The 15783-nt window shown below is 30.8% G+C and carries 13 protein-coding genes; 8 read left to right on the top strand and 5 right to left on the bottom strand.

The window, feature by feature from the left end:
* Together Q4586_RS10320 and Q4586_RS10315 are read right to left on the bottom strand one after the other, a co-directional pair.
* Complete coding sequence (locus tag Q4586_RS10320) at nucleotides 1-1179, bottom strand: argininosuccinate synthase (RefSeq protein ID WP_303528838.1); 1179 nt, start codon at nucleotides 1177-1179, stop codon at nucleotides 1-3.
* Nucleotides 1176-1796: a GNAT family N-acetyltransferase gene (locus Q4586_RS10315; protein ID WP_303528836.1), complete on the bottom strand. Its 621-nt coding sequence runs from the start codon at nucleotides 1794-1796 to the stop codon at nucleotides 1176-1178. The genes Q4586_RS10320 and Q4586_RS10315 overlap by 4 nt, the downstream gene beginning before the upstream one ends.
* A gap of 868 nt (nucleotides 1797-2664) precedes the next feature.
* On the opposite strand from Q4586_RS10315, the gene Q4586_RS10310 reads away from it, so the two are divergent.
* The 7 genes from Q4586_RS10310 to Q4586_RS10280 all read left to right on the top strand — a co-directional run bounded on the left by Q4586_RS10310 (nucleotide 2665) and on the right by Q4586_RS10280 (nucleotide 10731).
* Nucleotides 2665-3552: a branched-chain amino acid transaminase gene (locus Q4586_RS10310; protein ID WP_303528834.1), complete on the top strand. Its 888-nt coding sequence runs from the start codon at nucleotides 2665-2667 to the stop codon at nucleotides 3550-3552.
* A 1-nt stretch (nucleotide 3553) separates the two neighbouring features.
* Nucleotides 3554-5233: a dihydroxy-acid dehydratase gene (gene ilvD, locus Q4586_RS10305; RefSeq protein ID WP_303528832.1), complete on the top strand. Its 1680-nt coding sequence runs from the start codon at nucleotides 3554-3556 to the stop codon at nucleotides 5231-5233.
* Nucleotides 5234-5244: 11 nt separating this feature from the next.
* The gene (gene ilvB, locus Q4586_RS10300) at nucleotides 5245-6978 is read left to right on the top strand and encodes a biosynthetic-type acetolactate synthase large subunit (RefSeq protein ID WP_303528830.1); all 1734 of its coding nucleotides are present in this window, start codon (nucleotides 5245-5247) and stop codon (nucleotides 6976-6978) included.
* Between the two features lie 2 nt (nucleotides 6979-6980).
* Nucleotides 6981-7505: an acetolactate synthase small subunit gene (gene ilvN, locus Q4586_RS10295; RefSeq protein ID WP_303528829.1), complete on the top strand. Its 525-nt coding sequence runs from the start codon at nucleotides 6981-6983 to the stop codon at nucleotides 7503-7505.
* A gap of 3 nt (nucleotides 7506-7508) precedes the next feature.
* On the top strand, nucleotides 7509-9014 hold the full coding sequence (gene ilvC, locus Q4586_RS10290; protein WP_303528828.1) for a ketol-acid reductoisomerase: 1506 nt from the start codon (nucleotides 7509-7511) through the stop codon (nucleotides 9012-9014).
* A gap of 4 nt (nucleotides 9015-9018) precedes the next feature.
* Nucleotides 9019-10281, top strand: coding sequence for a threonine ammonia-lyase IlvA (gene ilvA, locus Q4586_RS10285; RefSeq protein ID WP_303528826.1), 1263 nt, complete (start codon nucleotides 9019-9021; stop codon nucleotides 10279-10281).
* A 183-nt stretch (nucleotides 10282-10464) separates the two neighbouring features.
* Nucleotides 10465-10731, top strand: coding sequence for a hypothetical protein (locus tag Q4586_RS10280; RefSeq protein ID WP_068705021.1), 267 nt, complete (start codon nucleotides 10465-10467; stop codon nucleotides 10729-10731).
* Between the two features lie 40 nt (nucleotides 10732-10771).
* Here the strand turns inward: Q4586_RS10280 and Q4586_RS10275 are convergent, their stop codons facing one another.
* Together Q4586_RS10275 and Q4586_RS10270 are read right to left on the bottom strand one after the other, a co-directional pair.
* Nucleotides 10772-11959 carry an aspartate aminotransferase family protein gene (locus tag Q4586_RS10275; protein WP_141677689.1) on the bottom strand — a complete coding sequence of 396 codons (1188 nt, stop codon included), beginning with the start codon at nucleotides 11957-11959 and terminating at the stop codon, nucleotides 10772-10774.
* Nucleotides 11960-11965: 6 nt separating this feature from the next.
* Nucleotides 11966-13624 (bottom strand): OstA-like protein, encoded by a 1659-nt coding sequence (locus Q4586_RS10270; RefSeq protein WP_303528825.1) that lies wholly within the window; start codon nucleotides 13622-13624, stop codon nucleotides 11966-11968.
* Between the two features lie 137 nt (nucleotides 13625-13761).
* On the opposite strand from Q4586_RS10270, the gene Q4586_RS10265 reads away from it, so the two are divergent.
* A complete protein-coding gene (locus tag Q4586_RS10265) occupies nucleotides 13762-15189 on the top strand; it encodes a pyridoxal phosphate-dependent decarboxylase family protein (RefSeq protein WP_303528823.1) in 1428 nt (475 codons plus the stop codon).
* Nucleotides 15190-15217: 28 nt separating this feature from the next.
* Here the strand turns inward: Q4586_RS10265 and Q4586_RS10260 are convergent, their stop codons facing one another.
* Entirely contained in the window at nucleotides 15218-15748 is a 531-nt protein-coding gene (locus Q4586_RS10260) for a DUF1572 family protein (protein WP_303528821.1), read from the bottom strand.
* Between the last annotated feature and the right edge of the window lie 35 nt (nucleotides 15749-15783).

Genomic DNA, 15783 nt, shown 5'->3' with positions numbered 1-15783 from the left:
TTAAGAATTAACTTGTTGATATATTTTATTTTGATTTCCTAGAATTTTAATAAAACCTTTTGCATCATTTGCAGTCCAAGCTTTATTTTCTTCTCCATAGCTTCCAAATTCAGGATTCATTAAATCATGTTTAGAAGTAATACCATCTAACTGAAAATGATATGGTTTAAGAGTTATAGATACTTCACCTGAAACTTTAGTTTGACTATTTTCTAGAAAAGCTTCGATATCTCTCATAACAGGATCTAAATATTGGCCTTCGTGTAAATGCATTCCGTAAAAACTAGACAAATATTCTTTATGTTGTAATTGCCATTTAGTAAGGGTGTGTTTTTCTAATAAATGATGCGCTTTAATTGAAATTAGCGCGGCTGCAGCTTCAAAACCAACTCTTCCTTTAATTCCAACAATGGTATCACCTACATGAATATCTCTACCAATAGCATATTTAGATGCTAATTCATTTAATTTTTGAATGTTATTTTGTGGTGAATCAATTATAGCGTTTATAGCAATGAATTCGCCATTTTTAAAAGTCATTTTTACTTTTTCCTCTCCGTTTTTTTCTAATTGAGATGGATATGCTTTTTCAGGTAGTGCTTTAGCAGAAGTTAACGTTTCTTCTCCGCCAACACTTGTTCCCCATAAACCTTTATTTACCGAGTATTTTGCTTTTTCCCAAGACAAGTCAATTCCATTATCTTTTAGGTATTGTATTTCTTCTTGTCTAGAGAGTTGTTGATCTCTAATTGGTGTGATAATTTCAATTTCAGGAGCAATAGTTTGAAAAATCATATCAAAACGTACCTGATCATTTCCTGCTCCAGTACTTCCATGAGCAATATATTTTGTATTAATACTTTTAGCATATTTTGCAATTTCGATTGCTTGAATAATCCTTTCAGCACTTACAGATAAAGGATATGTATTGTTTTTTAATACATTTCCGTAGATTAAATATTTTACTACTTTTTGATAAAATGTAGCGACAGCATCAATATTCTTATAAGTAGTAACTCCCATTTTATAGGCATTTTTTTCAATATCTTGAATTTCTGTATTCGTAAACCCACCTGTATTTACGCTAACAGCATGAACTTCATACCCAGCTTTAGATAAGCTAACGGCACAATATGATGTATCTAAACCTCCGCTGTATGCAATAACTAATTTTTTCATTTTTTATATTTTTTTAAGAAAAGGTTTTCTTTAATTCTCTTTAATCTTTGAAAAACTTTCTCTTTAATTTTTACTTTAGTGTTTTTTTTTTCTTTGATTGATGGATCGTATAACATGCCTGTACATAAACACATTTGTTGTTTTGTTCTTTGTAAAACGTCATAATTTTTACAGGTTTGACAGCCTTTCCAAAAAGATTGATCATTTGTTAATTCTGAAAAAGTAACAGGTTTGTATCCTAAATCGCTATTTAATTTCATTACAGGTAAACCTGTTGTTATTGAAAATACTTTCGCTAAAGGAAATTTTGTTCTCGAATGTTCAAAAACGGTTGCTTTTATTCTTTTAGCCAATCCTTGTTTTCTGAAATTAGGATGTACAATTAAGCCTGAATTAGCAACGAATTTTCCATGTCCCCAAGATTCTATATAACAAAATCCAGCAAATTTCTCATTCTCTAAAGCGATAACAGCATTGCCGTTTTCTATTTTAGTTATGATATATTCAGGTGTACGCTTAGCAATTCCTGTACCTCTAACATTAGCAGATTCGGCAATAGTGTCACAGATAATTTTTGCGTATATACTATGTGATTTATTAGCAATAACAATTTCCATTGTTCTTGATTTTAAATAATACCAATATGATTTTTGTAAACACTTAAGTGTTTGATAGGTATTGTGTTATTTGAAATAAATTGATTGTTTGAAAAGAAGAACCGGACTCACCTAGGTTCAATAAATTAGATAGCACCCAAAGGGCGACGGCGGAAAATAGGGCGTACAATTGCGGGGCTATTCGAAAGAATAACTACAGATACTATTGATATGAATTTGAAATTGTACAAAGAATAAAAAATAAAAGTTACGTATAAAGAAATATTTGTTTGCTTTTAGCTGCGACGGCGAAAGCGAACAAATGTACTGGGAACAGTACTACGTATTTTATTTTTTTGTGTAATCATATTGCAAACATATAAATTAATTTTAAATTATTATAAAATAATTAGGATAATTAAAAAATAAATTTCAATATTTGCCTATCGGTTTTTTATAAACGGAGATTAAAACAAAAAATGAATAAACAAATTTTAAATATTATTTCTATTGTAGTCATTGTAATTATTTTACAAGGATAAAGGAAGTATATTTAAAAAAATAAATATTAAAAGGCTTCCTAAATTTTTAGGAAGCCTTTTTTATTACAACAAAATGAATCAAATTTTAAACATTATCGCATTAATTATTGTCATTATTAGCTCACCACCGAGTTGATACAGATGTTTATTGCTATACAATAAAAAACCTGTGTCAATTTTGACACAGGTTTTTTTTATATGTTGAATAGTATATATGTTGTTTTTTAAATTATTGATAACTAAACGATTAAGTGTTTTTATTGTCAGATAGGCATCATTAAAGTAAAAAGAAAATAGAATTAATAAAGAAACAATAAAATAATTTTGAATATTAAAAAAAGAAGAGGATGTATTATAACGAAGAAAGTGTGATTTTTTACGATGGAGAGTTTATCAAAGCAAAAGATGCTACGTCAAATCCATACAGTCAAAGCTTGCATTATGGTAACGGAGTTTTTGAAGGCATAAGAGCTTATAAAACGAGTGAGGGAACCAAAGTGTTTAAATCTGAAGAACATTATAAACGACTTAAATACGGAGCTGAAGTAATGAGTATTGAGTTTAATTATACTGAAGAAGAGCTTACACGATTAACATATGAGTTGTTAGAAAAAAATAATTTACAAGACGCATATATACGACCTCTAATTGTAGCAGGTGAAAATATGGGGGTCTTTTCAGCTAAAGATTCTCAATTAATTATACAATGTTGGGAGTGGGGTAAATTAATGGGTAATAAACTATTAAGAGTTAAAACATCTAAATTTCAACGTCCAAATCCTAAATCATGTTTTGTTGAAGCAAAAGTAACAGGGCATTATACGAACTCTATTTTAGCATCAAATGAAGTAAAAGCGGCAGGTTATGATGAAGCTCTGTTATTAGATATGAATAATAATGTTGCCGAATGTTCTGGAGCAAATATATTTATGGAGAAAGACGGGAAATTATATACGCCTCCTAAAGGGCATATTATGGCAGGTATTACACGATCAACAGTAATTGATTTATGTAAAGAAAATGGAATTCCAATAGAAGAAAAGCATGTCACTTTAGAAGAATTAAAAGATATGGATGCTTGTTTTTTTACAGGAACAGCAGCCGAAGTTGTAGGGTTAGAATCATTAGATGAGTATCAGTTTCCATTAGCATGGGAAAAATCACATGGATATCAATTAATGAAATTATATAAAAACGAAGTATTAGGATTACGTAATAAACGTAAAGCAAGTTAAAATGAAATTAAACAAACACAGTAGTAGGTTAACACAAGATGAATCTCAACCAGCATCACAAGCAATGTTGTATGCAGTTGGTTTAACAGATGAAGACATGAGTAAAGCTCAAGTTGGTATTGCAAGTACTGGCTATGATGGTAACCCATGTAACATGCATTTAAACAATTTAGCAGCCGAAGTTAAAGTTGAAACAAAAATTGCAGGGTTAGTTGGCTTAGGATTTAATACAATTGGAGTTTCTGATGGAATTTCGATGGGAACTTCAGGAATGAATTACTCGTTAGCTTCAAGAGATATTATTGCTGATTCAATAGAAACTGTTATGAATGCACAAAGTTATGATGCATTAGTTTCTGTAGTTGGTTGTGATAAAAATATGCCCGGAGCAGTAATAGCAATGTTACGTTTAAATCGTCCATCAATTATGATGTATGGAGGAACAATTGCTTCTGGAAACTACAAAGGAAAGAAATTAAATATTGTTTCTGCTTTTGAAGCTTTAGGCCAAAAAGTAGCAGGAGAAATAGAGGAAGATGAGTATAGAGAAATTATAAAAAGAGCAATTCCTGGTGCTGGCGCATGTGGTGGTATGTATACTGCAAATACTATGGCATCAGCAATAGAATGTATGGGGTTTGCACTACCATATAATTCATCAATACCAGCAGAAAATCCTAATAAATTATCTGAAGCAGAAAGAACAGCTTTGGCTATTAAAAACTTATTAGAATTAGATTTAAAACCTTTAGATATTATATCTAAAAAGTCTTTAGAAAACGCAATGGCATTAGTAAATGCTTTAGGAGGTTCTACCAATGCTGTATTACACTTTTTAGCAATAGCACATGCTGCTGATATAGATTTTACGTTAGATGATATTCAAAAGGTAACAGATAGAACTCCTTTAATTGCAGATTTAAAACCATCAGGGAAATATTTAATGGAAGATGTTCATTCAATAGGAGGTACACCTGCTGTTATGAAATATTTATTAGATAATGGTTATTTACATGGTGATTGTTTAACTGTTACAGGAAAAACATTGGCTGAAAACTTAGCAAATGTTGATGCAATGGAGTTTGAAGATCAAGATGTAATTCATCCAAAAGATAAAGCTTTAAAAACATCAGGAAATATCCAAATAATCTATGGAAACTTAGCTTCTGAAGGAGCGGTTGCTAAAATTTCAGGAAATGAAGGATTACTTTTTGAAGGAAAAGCAGTTGTATATGATGGAGAACAGGCAGCAAATACAGGTATTTCAAAAGGGGAAGTAGAAAGAGGAGATGTAGTTGTAATTAGATATGTTGGACCAAAAGGAGGACCTGGAATGCCAGAAATGTTAAAGCCAACTTCGCTTATTATGGGAGCAGGTTTAGGGAAATCGGTAGCATTAATTACCGATGGTCGTTTTTCAGGAGGAACGCATGGTTTTGTAGTTGGGCATATTACACCTGAAGCACAATCTGGAGGAACAATTGGTTTACTTAAAACAGGAGATAAAATTAGAATTAGTGCAGAAGACAATTCTATAAATGTATTACTTTCTGATGAAGAATTAGCAGAAAGAAAAGCACAATGGATAGCACCCGCATTAAAGCATAAAAAAGGAATATTATACAAATACGCAAAAACAGTAGCGTCAGCATCTAAAGGGTGTGTAACTGATGCATTTTAATAGCTGAAATTATGAATACAAAAACGCAAACAAAACCTGAAACAGTTTCAAAGAAGAAAATACATATTTCTGGAGCAGAAGCTGTTGTTAAATGCTTACTTGAAGAAGGAGCAGATTTAATTTATGGATATCCTGGTGGGGCAATCATGCCAGTATATGATGAGCTATACAAATACCAAGATAAAATTAATCATGTACTTACCCGCCATGAGCAAGGAGCTACGCATGCAGCACAAGGATTTGCAAGAGTAACAGGTAAAGTAGGTGTAGCAATAGCAACATCAGGACCTGGAGCTACGAATTTAATTACTGGTATTGCTGATGCACAAATAGATTCTACACCGATGGTATGTATAACAGGCCAGGTAGCTTCTCATTTATTAGGGTCGGATGCTTTTCAAGAAACTGATATAGTTGGTATTTCAACTCCTGTAACTAAATGGAATTATCAAATAACAAAAGCTTCTGAAATTCCAGAAATTTTTGCAAAGGCATTTTATATAGCAAAATCAGGTAGACCAGGTCCTGTGTTAATTGATATAACAAAAGATGCGCAATTTGATACTTTTGATTTTGAATATGAAAAATGTACTTCAGTACGTAGTTACCAAGCAAAACCAGAAGTTAATATAACAAAAGTAGCAGCAGCTGCATCATTAATTAATAACGCTAAAAAACCAATGATTGTTTTTGGGCAGGGTGTTATTTTAGGAGAAGCAGAAGCAGAGTTTAAGGCGTTTATAGAAAAAGCAAATATTCCGTCAGCATGGACAATTTTAGGATTGTCAGCATTACCAACAGAACATGAATTAAATGTTGGTATGGTTGGAATGCATGGTAATTATGCGCCTAATAAATTAACAAACGAATGTGATTTATTAATAGCTGTAGGAATGCGTTTTGATGATCGTGTTACGGGAGATTTAAGTAGATATGCTAAACAAGCAAAAGTAATTCATTTTGAAATTGATCCTGCTGAAATAGATAAAAACGTAAAAGCAGATGTTGCTGTTTTAGGTGATGTTAAAGAGAGTTTAGCACAAATATTACCGCTAATTAATGAAAATAAACATGATCAATGGTTAGAAGAGTTTAGAAGGTTAGATGCCATAGAATTTGATAAAGTTCAAAAGGATGATTTATTTCCAACCAAAGAAGGCTTAACAATGGCTGAGGTTTTAAAGGAAATAAATATAGCTTCTGGAGGAGATGCTGTAATTGTTTCAGATGTTGGGCAACACCAAATGTTTGCATGTCGTTATGCTAAATTTAACAAAACTAAAAGTAATGTTACTTCAGGTGGTTTAGGTACAATGGGCTTTGCATTACCAGCTGCAATTGGAGCTAAAATGGGAGCACCAGAAAGAGAGGTTGTGATGATTGCTGGAGACGGAGGTTATCAAATGACAATTCAAGAATTAGGAACTATTTTACAAACCAAAGCAGCAGTTAAAATTGTTGTTTTAAATAACGAGTTTTTAGGAATGGTACGTCAATGGCAACAATTGTTTTTTGATAAACGATATGCGTCAACAGAAATGACCAATCCAGATTTTGTAGCGATTGCAAAAGGTTATAGTATAGATGCAAAAAGGGTTACCAAAAGAGAAGATTTAGCAGGTACTGTTAAAGAAATGATGGAATCTAAAGATGCATATTTTTTAGAGGTTTGTGTTGAGAAAGAGAATAATGTATTTCCAATGGTGCCTACGGGAGCCTCAGTTTCAGATATAAGATTAGCATAATTATGGAAAATAAACAAACATATACAGTTTCAGTTTACGCAGAAAATAATGTAGGGTTATTAAATAGAATTTCAGGAATCTTTTTAAGAAGAAATATTAATATCGAAAGTATGAATACTTCTAAATCAGAAATAAAAAGTGTGTCTAGATTTACGTTGTTAGTTAAAGTAACTGAAGAACAAATAAAAAAAATTATAGGTCAAATAGAAAAGCAAGTAGAAGTTATAAAGGCGTATTATCATACAGATGAAAATACCGTATATCAAGAATCATGCTTGTTTAAATTGAGTTCTAATTTATTAACAGAAAATAACGAAATTCAAACTATAATAAATAGCAGTAAATCTAGAGTAATTAATATAAATAAAGACTTTTTTGTACTTGAAAAATCAGGAGCTAAAGAAGAAATAGAAGAATTATATCATACGTTAGATCAACATGGTATTATGCAATTTGTTAGATCAGGGCGAATTGCAATTACTAAAGACGAAATGAAAATATCAACATTATTATCAACAAACAACTAAAAAATGGCAACAAATTATTTCAATACATTATCATTAGCAGGAAAACTAGAACAATTAGCAAAATGTAGATTCATGGACTCATCAGAATTTACTGATGGAGTAAAAGCATTAGAAGGAAAGAAAATTGTTGTTATTGGTTGTGGAGCTCAAGGTTTAAATCAAGGTTTAAACATGAGAGATTCAGGATTAGACGTTTCCTATGCTCTAAGAGCTGCTGCAATTGAAGAAAAAAGAGCTTCTTTTAAAAACGCATCTGAAAACAATTTTAACGTAGGTACTTTCGAAGAGTTAATTCCTACGGCAGATTTAGTATTAAATCTTACACCAGATAAACAGCACACAAGAGTTGTAAATACAGTAATGCCTTTAATGAAAAAAGGAGCTACATTATCTTATTCTCACGGTTTTAATATTGTAGAAGAAGGAATGCAAGTTCGTGAAGATTTAACGGTTATTATGGTTGCACCAAAATGCCCTGGTACAGAGGTAAGAGAAGAATATAAAAGAGGTTTTGGTGTACCAACTTTAATAGCAGTACACCCAGAAAATGATCCTGAAAACAAAGGATGGGCACAAGCAAAAGCATATGCAGTTGCAACAGGTGGCCATAAAGCAGGTGTACTAGAATCATCATTTGTAGCTGAGGTTAAGTCTGATTTAATGGGAGAACAAACTATTTTATGCGGTGTATTACAAACAGCTTCTATTTTATCATTTGAAAGAATGGTTGAAGAAGGAATTGAACCTACATATGCATCTAAATTAATCCAATACGGATGGGAAGTTATTACCGAAGCTTTAAAGCATGGAGGAATAACAAATATGATGGATCGTTTATCAAATCCAGCTAAAATTAAAGCATTTGAAATTTCAGAAGAATTGAAAACTATTTTAGCGCCATTGTTTACAAAGCATATGGATGATATTATGTCAGGTTATTTTTCAAGAACAATGATGGAAGATTGGGCTAATGATGATGTTAACTTATTATCATGGAGAGCAGCTACAGGAGAAACTTCTTTTGAAAAAACAACAGCTACAGAAATAGAGTTTAACGAACAAGAATATTTTGATCATGGTACTTTAATGGTTGCTTTTGTAAGAGCAGGTGTAGAGTTAGCTTATGATAACATGGTAGCATCAGGTATTAAGGCTGAGTCAGCTTATTACGAATCTTTACACGAATTACCATTAATCGCGAATACCGTAGCAAGAAAGAAATTATATGAAATGAATCGTATTATTTCTGATACAGCTGAATATGGATGTTATTTATTTGATCATGCTGCTAAACCAATGTTAGTAGATTTTATGAAAGACGTTGATACTTCTGTTATAGGTAAATCATTTACATCTTCTAATGAAGTAGATAATTTAGATTTAATTGCTGTTAACAATACAATTCAAGGACATCCAATTGAGGCTATTGGTAAAACATTAAGAGCGTCAATGACAGCCATGAAAACAATAGATCAAGAAGAAGAAAAAGAAGCAGTAGTTTTTCATTAATAATATGCAAGTAAACACCACATATTCACCAACAATAAAGGCAATTAAGGAGGCTGTAGCTACACTAAAAGGTGTAGCTATAGAAACTCCTTTATTTAAAAATTATATTTATTCAGAAAAGTTTAAGGCAAATATTTTCCTTAAAAGAGAAGACTTACAACAGGTTAGATCTTATAAAATAAGAGGAGCGTATAATAAAATTAGTTCGATAACTGAAGAACAACGACGTAATGGAATTGTTTGTGCAAGTGCTGGAAATCATGCACAAGGAGTGGCTTTTGCTTGTAAGAAATTAAAAATTCATGGTACTATAGTAATGCCAGCACCTACACCAAAACAAAAAGTAGAACAGGTTAAAATGTTTGGTGGAGATTATGTTGATATTGAATTGTCTGGTGATACTTTTGATGATGCTTATAAGTTTGCAAAACATGTGTGTGATACTTTAGGTAAAACATTTGTACACCCTTTTGATGATGAAAAAATTATAGAAGGGCAGGCAACAGTTGGTTTAGAAATGATAAACCAATCTAAAGAGGCTATAGACTATGTATTTGTTCCTGTAGGAGGAGGAGGATTAGCTTCAGGGCTATCTAGTGTATTTAAATTACTGTCTCCAAACACAAAAATAATAGGAGTAGAGCCAGCAGGAGCTCCATCTATGAAAACATCTATTTCAGCTAATAGAAATGTTAAGTTAGAAAAAATAGATAAGTTTATTGACGGTGCAGCAGTACAACAAGTAGGGAATTTAACTTTTAATATTTGTAAAGAAAATTTACATGATATGATAACGGTTCCTGAAGGAAAAGTATGTCAAACGATTTTAGATTTATATAATAGAGAAGCTATTGTGGTTGAACCTGCTGGCGCTTTAACAATAACAGCGCTAGATTTTTTTGCAGATGAAATTAAAGGTAAAAATGTTGTTTGTGTTATAAGCGGTAGTAATAACGATATAACGAGAACTGCCGAAATTAAAGAGCGTGCATTATTATATGGTAAATTAAAGCACTATTTTATTATTCGTTTTCCGCAAAGAGCAGGAGCATTAAAAGAATTTGTAATAGACGTTTTAGGAGAAAACGATGATATTACATATTTTGAATACTCAAAGAAAACGAGTAAAGAAAATGCACCAGCTGTAGTAGGTATTGAACTTGTTAAAAGTGAAAATTTAGCACCTTTAATAGCTAGAATGAAAGCACTTAATTTTTATGGTGAATACTTAAATGATAAACCAAATTTATTTGAATTTTTGGTGTAGTATTATTTTAAATATTTTTTAAGAATAGATGAAGCGCACCAACGGTTGTTGGTTAATGCGCTTTTTTAGTTATGTACAAGTATTACATTTTATGAAAAATGTAATATATATATATTTATCGCTAAAAAACATCAAATTAAAGATATATTAACTTTTTTTTTATTTAAAAAACTAAAGAGAACTATGAAAAAAACAATTGAATATTCTTCAACTCGATTTTATGTTACTCAAAAAGTTTATGAAGAACTTATTATTAATACTGACTTAAAACTCAAGATAAATACATCTCCTATAAAAGGAAAACACCCAGAAGGATTATATCTAATTCCAAATAAAATGGCTAGAACATTTATTGAATCTAAACAAGAAAGTTTCAATTGGAGCATACATAAAAACTTCAAACAAGACTCAATACCTTCGGAACTAAGAATTTATTTTAAACATAAATAAGTGTACCAATTTTTTATTTAGCATATAGATACGTAAGTAATTAGTCTTGTATAAAAACGTTCAATTCATTTAAAATAAAATCACATCCTTCGTTAATTTCTTTATCAGAAATGGTTAATGGAGGAGTGATTCTTATAGCACTACCTTCAAAAAGCAACCAAAATAAAATTAAGCCCTTATCTAAACAATTTAAAATAACTTTTGAAGCAATTTCAGGAGATTCAACTAATAAAGCCAACATTAATCCGCGCCCTCTAATTTCTTTAATGGCAGTGTTATTTTTAAATTTATCCCTAATTAATTTCTCTTTCCTTAGTGTTTCTTCGATGAGGTTTGATTCAGTAATTTCTTTTACAGTAGCCAAACCAGCACTTGCAATTACAGGATGTCCACCAAAAGTTGTAATATGTCCTAATTTTGGATTTTCTTTAAGGCAATTCATAATTTCAAAAGAAGCAATAAAAGCACCAATCGGCATTCCGCCACCTAAACCTTTACCAGTTATAATAATATCAGGAATAACATTGTAATTTTCAAAACCCCAAAATTTTCCGGTGCGCCCAATTCCTGTTTGAATTTCATCTAAAATTAATAAAGCACCAACTTCTTCACATCGTTGCTTTACTTTTGTTAAATAATTATTTTGTGGTTCAATAAAACCAGCACCACCTTGAATCGTTTCTAAAATAACACCTGCTGTTTTTGTAGTGATTTTTGCTAAATCGGCTTCGTTATTAAATTCAATAAATTTAATACCAGGAACCAACGGACGAAATGCGCGATTTTGTTGTTCGGCACCACAAACACTCATTGCGCCTTGGGTATTACCGTGATAACTGTTTTTAGCGGCTATCATTTCATCTCTGCCTGTAAAACGTTTTGCTAGTTTTAGGGCACCTTCAGTAGCTTCAGTTCCCGAATTAACGATGTAAACAGAAGATAAGTTTTCAGGTAATGTTTTTGCTAGTGCTTTACATAACTCCAGTTGAGGTTTTTGTATAAATTCTCCATACACCATAACATGCGTATATGAATCTAATTGATTTTTTATAGCATTAGTAACTTTGGGGTGATTATGTCCCAAGGTATTTGCAGATACACCAGCAACAAAATCTAACATTTTTTTTCCGTTAGCATCGTAAATGTAACTACCATTAGCATGTGATATTTCAATAGCTAATGGATGTGGTGTTGTTTGCCCTTGATATTTTAAAAAATCGTTTTTCACAATTTATTATTTAATTTTTTTTAATTCTAACTCAGGTTTTAAGGCTCTTGATTTTTTAAAATCTTGCCTTTTTATAGTTTCTTTTACAAACATTTTTTTAGCTTTATTAATTGCTGAGTTATTTTTTTTAACCTTAACAGGAGTTGTAGTGTTTTTATCTTTCACAAAAATATCTTCTACTGTTTTGGGTTGTTCATCTTCACGCCAAATAAAACCTTTAAACTTTTTTTCTTCAGAAGGAAATTCTGATGGCGGAAATGTTTTTCCTTCTGTTTTTTTAAAGTATTTTGTTTGAATAATTTCGTTGTTTTCTAAGGTAAATTCAATATCACTAGCTATTTCTTTGGTAATGGTTTCTAGTTTTAAAGATTCTTCGTTTCTGTTATAATATAACGATTCTGCATTTCCTTTCACAAGCATAATCCTTAAATCATTTTCTTCAAATTTACCGTAAATATTTCTTCCTTTTATTTGATTAAAATCATCTTTAGATAAAGAATCTTTTTGAATCATAAACGCGTTTTGCAAAACTCTTAAAGAGTCTAATTTATTGGTTTCTTTATTACTTAATAGTTGAATGCTATCTCCTGTAATTTGACTTTTACCTGACCATAAAATTGGGTTATTAAACATTCGTGTAAGCCCTGTGTTTTGACTTGTGTGAATGGAGTCGCATTTTCCTTGTAAATCAGATTTAAAAATTTTAACATTTTTAAAAATTCGAACAATTCTTTTTTCAGGCCTACCAGTTAGTAAAATTTTATCACCAGCAACATACATAGAATCTTTATCGAGCAAAGAAATTGTAACAGCTCTTTTAATAATAAAGAGTGAATCTTTTTTTTCGTATAGTTCTGCATAATTACCTTTAGTAACCATATTTTGAAGTGTGTCAATTACTTTTATTCGATTGGTTGCAGAAGCAAAACCTTTGCGTTTATCATAATAAAGGCTATCAGCTAAAATTGTACGTTCTTTTAAAAAAAGTTTTGCGTTTTTTACAAAATAAGAAATATCGGTATTGGTATCATAAAATCCTCTTTCAGAATAAACTTTCGTGCTATCTTTTAAATTTGTAACGGTACTGGGACCATATAAATAAGCTAAATTTGAGTTTGTATAATAATCTAAATGGTCTGATTCTAAATTGTTATCAGGATTTACTACGGTAACTTTAGATTTTGCTGTAAATTTTTTATCTCTTAAAAAATAAGTTCCTTTAATGCTTTTTAAGGTGTTTTTTTTATCTCGAATCGTTCCGCCGTTTGGGTAATATAAAATTTGATTTTGACGATCAAAATGAAGTGTGTCTGTACTCATTTTCATCTCTTTATCGTTAATTTCAACATTGCCCCACGATTTTGCTTTTTTGGTATTTCCATTGTAAAGCGTAAAATCACTGTATTGAATAATACTATCACCTTGTTCAATAACAACCTCACCAAGGGCTTTAAAAATATTTTCTTTTTTATAAAGTAAGGCTCTTTGGCAGTCTAAAGTAGCACCTTCATGTTCCATTTTTACATTACCAATAAGTAAAGTAGCACCAGGGTATTTAGCTTCATCAGTAAGTGCTTGTTGTGTAGAAAGGATTTTTATTTTTTTTGCTTGAGAAAAACCTGCAGTAATATATAATAAAAAAGATAAAAGAAATATTTTTTTCAAAGTAACCATATTTAGAAAGCAAAAATAACGAAAAGAACTTGCGGTTTTTCTTAATAAATCAATAAAATTATAATATTAAAAAGAGTGTGTCGTATTTTATTGGCTATTTTTGTGCAAATTAAAAAAAAAGAATTTTTATGAGTGCTCATTTTGATTTATCAATAGAAGAAATGAAGTCTTATGGCTATAAAATAGTCGATTTAATAGCTGAACATTGGGATACTTTAAAAGATAAAAAACCTGTTACTTCTGCTACACGTAAAGAAATGGATAATTTATTTTTGCAAGAAGCTCCTGATAAAGGAATGAATGCAAATGAAGTATTAGATTTTGTGATGAATAATGTGATACCTAATAGTACTGTTATTTCGCATCCAAAAGCATATTCTTTTGTACCAGGACCTAGTAATTTTATTAGTACAATGGCTGATAGTTTAGCTACAGGTTTTAATGTTTTTTCTGGAGGATGGATGGTTTCTCCTGCAGCAGCAGAATTAGAAATAGTAACCATGAACTGGTTATTAAAAATGTTTAATTTTCCTGTTGAAAAAGGTGGAGGTATTTTTACAAGTGGTGGGTCAATGGCAAACTTGACAGCTTTGGTTACAGCTCGTCGTATTAAGTGTGGAGATGATTTTTCAAAAGCTGTTATTTATTTATCTGATCAGGCACATTCTTCTAATATTAAAGCAATTCGTGTTTTAGGATTTAAAAAAGAGCAGATTCGTATTTTGCCAACTGATATAGAGTTTAGGATAAGTATAAATAAACTAAAAAATGCCATAGCTAAAGATAGGTTAGAAGGGTTACAGCCTTTTTGTTTTTTAGCTTCGGCAGGAACAACAAATACAGGTACTGTTGATCCTTTAGATGAAATAGCAGACATTTGTGAAGAAGAAAATTTATGGTTTCACATTGATGGAGCTTATGGAGGAGCTGCAATTTTATCTAAAAAAGGAGCAAAAGCTTTGCGTGGAATCGAAAGAGCAGATTCTTTAACTGTTGATCCGCACAAGTGGTTTTATCAACCCTACGAAATCGGATGTTTATTAGTAAAGGATTCGTCATGGTTAAGTGGTACCTTTAGTGAAAAACCTGAATACTTAAGAGATATTGAAGGAAATGAGTCTGAAATAAACTTTTATGATTACGGGATTCAATTAACAAGAAGATTTAGAGCGTTAAAATTTTACATGTCGATAAAAACATATGGCTTAGATACTTTTAAAAAAGCAGTTAGTTATAATATTAAACTAACGGATGATGTTGAAAAAATATTAAGAAAAAGTAGAAATTGGGAAATTATTTCTCCTGCAACCTTAGCAGTAATTAACTTTAGATATAACCCAATTGGATTAAATTTATCAGAAAAAGAGATTGATGTTTTAAATCAAGAAATTTCTAAAAAAGTAATGGATTCTAAAGAGGCGTTTTTAGTAACAACTATTTTAAATAAACAAGTTGTATTACGTATGTGTTTGATAAATCCAAAAACGACTATTGATGATATAAACGAAACATTAGCTTTGTGCCATAAATTTGGACAAGAAATATTAAATAAATAAAAAAAGGAGCTCTTAAGAGCTCCTTTTTTTATTTTGAATTTTTAGCAAATTCTCGTTTCATATGTTCTTTTGATTTTCCTTTGGCAATAGAAGTTGTTTGCCATTTATCATTTAAAATCATTTTACCTACATAAGTTATCTGACCAATATGATAAGGGTAATGAGCTATTTGCCTAGTAATACTCTCTATAAGTTTATGCTTTTTATTTCTGATATAAATAGGTTGTTCAAAATTAGTTTCATTTAACGAATTTAAAGCAGTAAATAAGCAATTCCACCCATTTTCCCATCTAGTTAATAATTCATCCTTTGATAAACTTTGAGTTTTAAATTCGGCATCTCTATCTCTTGATTCCTTTTCACCATCTGAAGTAAAAAAATCGGTCCAACGTGATAACATATTTTCAGAAACATGTATCATTATTATAGCAATACTGTTGCTTTCTTCGTTGTACTTAAAATGCAATTCTTTTTCTTGTAGTTGCGCAATGGTTTTGTCAGCTACTTGTTTATACGATTTAAATTGCGTTGTTATATTTTGTAAATATTCGTGTACCATTAAATGCAAAAAAAAAGGAACTCAATTAGGGTTCC

Source organism: Tenacibaculum soleae (assembly GCF_030549005.1).
GTDB classification, from domain to species: Bacteria; Bacteroidota; Bacteroidia; order Flavobacteriales; family Flavobacteriaceae; genus Polaribacter; species Polaribacter soleae.
Note: the sequence above shows the minus strand (reverse complement) of the source record. Positions and strands in the feature narration are given on the sequence as shown.

Excerpts from the sequence above, each read along its gene's own strand:
- Q4586_RS10320 (WP_303528838.1), bottom strand. The coding sequence starts at position 1,179 with ATGAAAAAATTAGTTATTGCATACAGCGGAGGTTTAGATACATCATAT.
- Q4586_RS10315 (WP_303528836.1), bottom strand. The coding sequence starts at position 1,796 with ATGGAAATTGTTATTGCTAATAAATCACATAGTATATACGCAAAAATT.
- Q4586_RS10310 (WP_303528834.1), top strand. The coding sequence starts at position 2,665 with ATGTATTATAACGAAGAAAGTGTGATTTTTTACGATGGAGAGTTTATC.
- ilvD (WP_303528832.1), top strand. The coding sequence starts at position 3,554 with ATGAAATTAAACAAACACAGTAGTAGGTTAACACAAGATGAATCTCAA.
- ilvB (WP_303528830.1), top strand. The coding sequence starts at position 5,245 with ATGAATACAAAAACGCAAACAAAACCTGAAACAGTTTCAAAGAAGAAA.
- ilvN (WP_303528829.1), top strand. The coding sequence starts at position 6,981 with ATGGAAAATAAACAAACATATACAGTTTCAGTTTACGCAGAAAATAAT.
- ilvC (WP_303528828.1), top strand. The coding sequence starts at position 7,509 with ATGGCAACAAATTATTTCAATACATTATCATTAGCAGGAAAACTAGAA.
- ilvA (WP_303528826.1), top strand. The coding sequence starts at position 9,019 with ATGCAAGTAAACACCACATATTCACCAACAATAAAGGCAATTAAGGAG.
- Q4586_RS10280 (WP_068705021.1), top strand. The coding sequence starts at position 10,465 with ATGAAAAAAACAATTGAATATTCTTCAACTCGATTTTATGTTACTCAA.
- Q4586_RS10265 (WP_303528823.1), top strand. The coding sequence starts at position 13,762 with ATGAGTGCTCATTTTGATTTATCAATAGAAGAAATGAAGTCTTATGGC.
- Q4586_RS10260 (WP_303528821.1), bottom strand. The coding sequence starts at position 15,748 with ATGGTACACGAATATTTACAAAATATAACAACGCAATTTAAATCGTAT.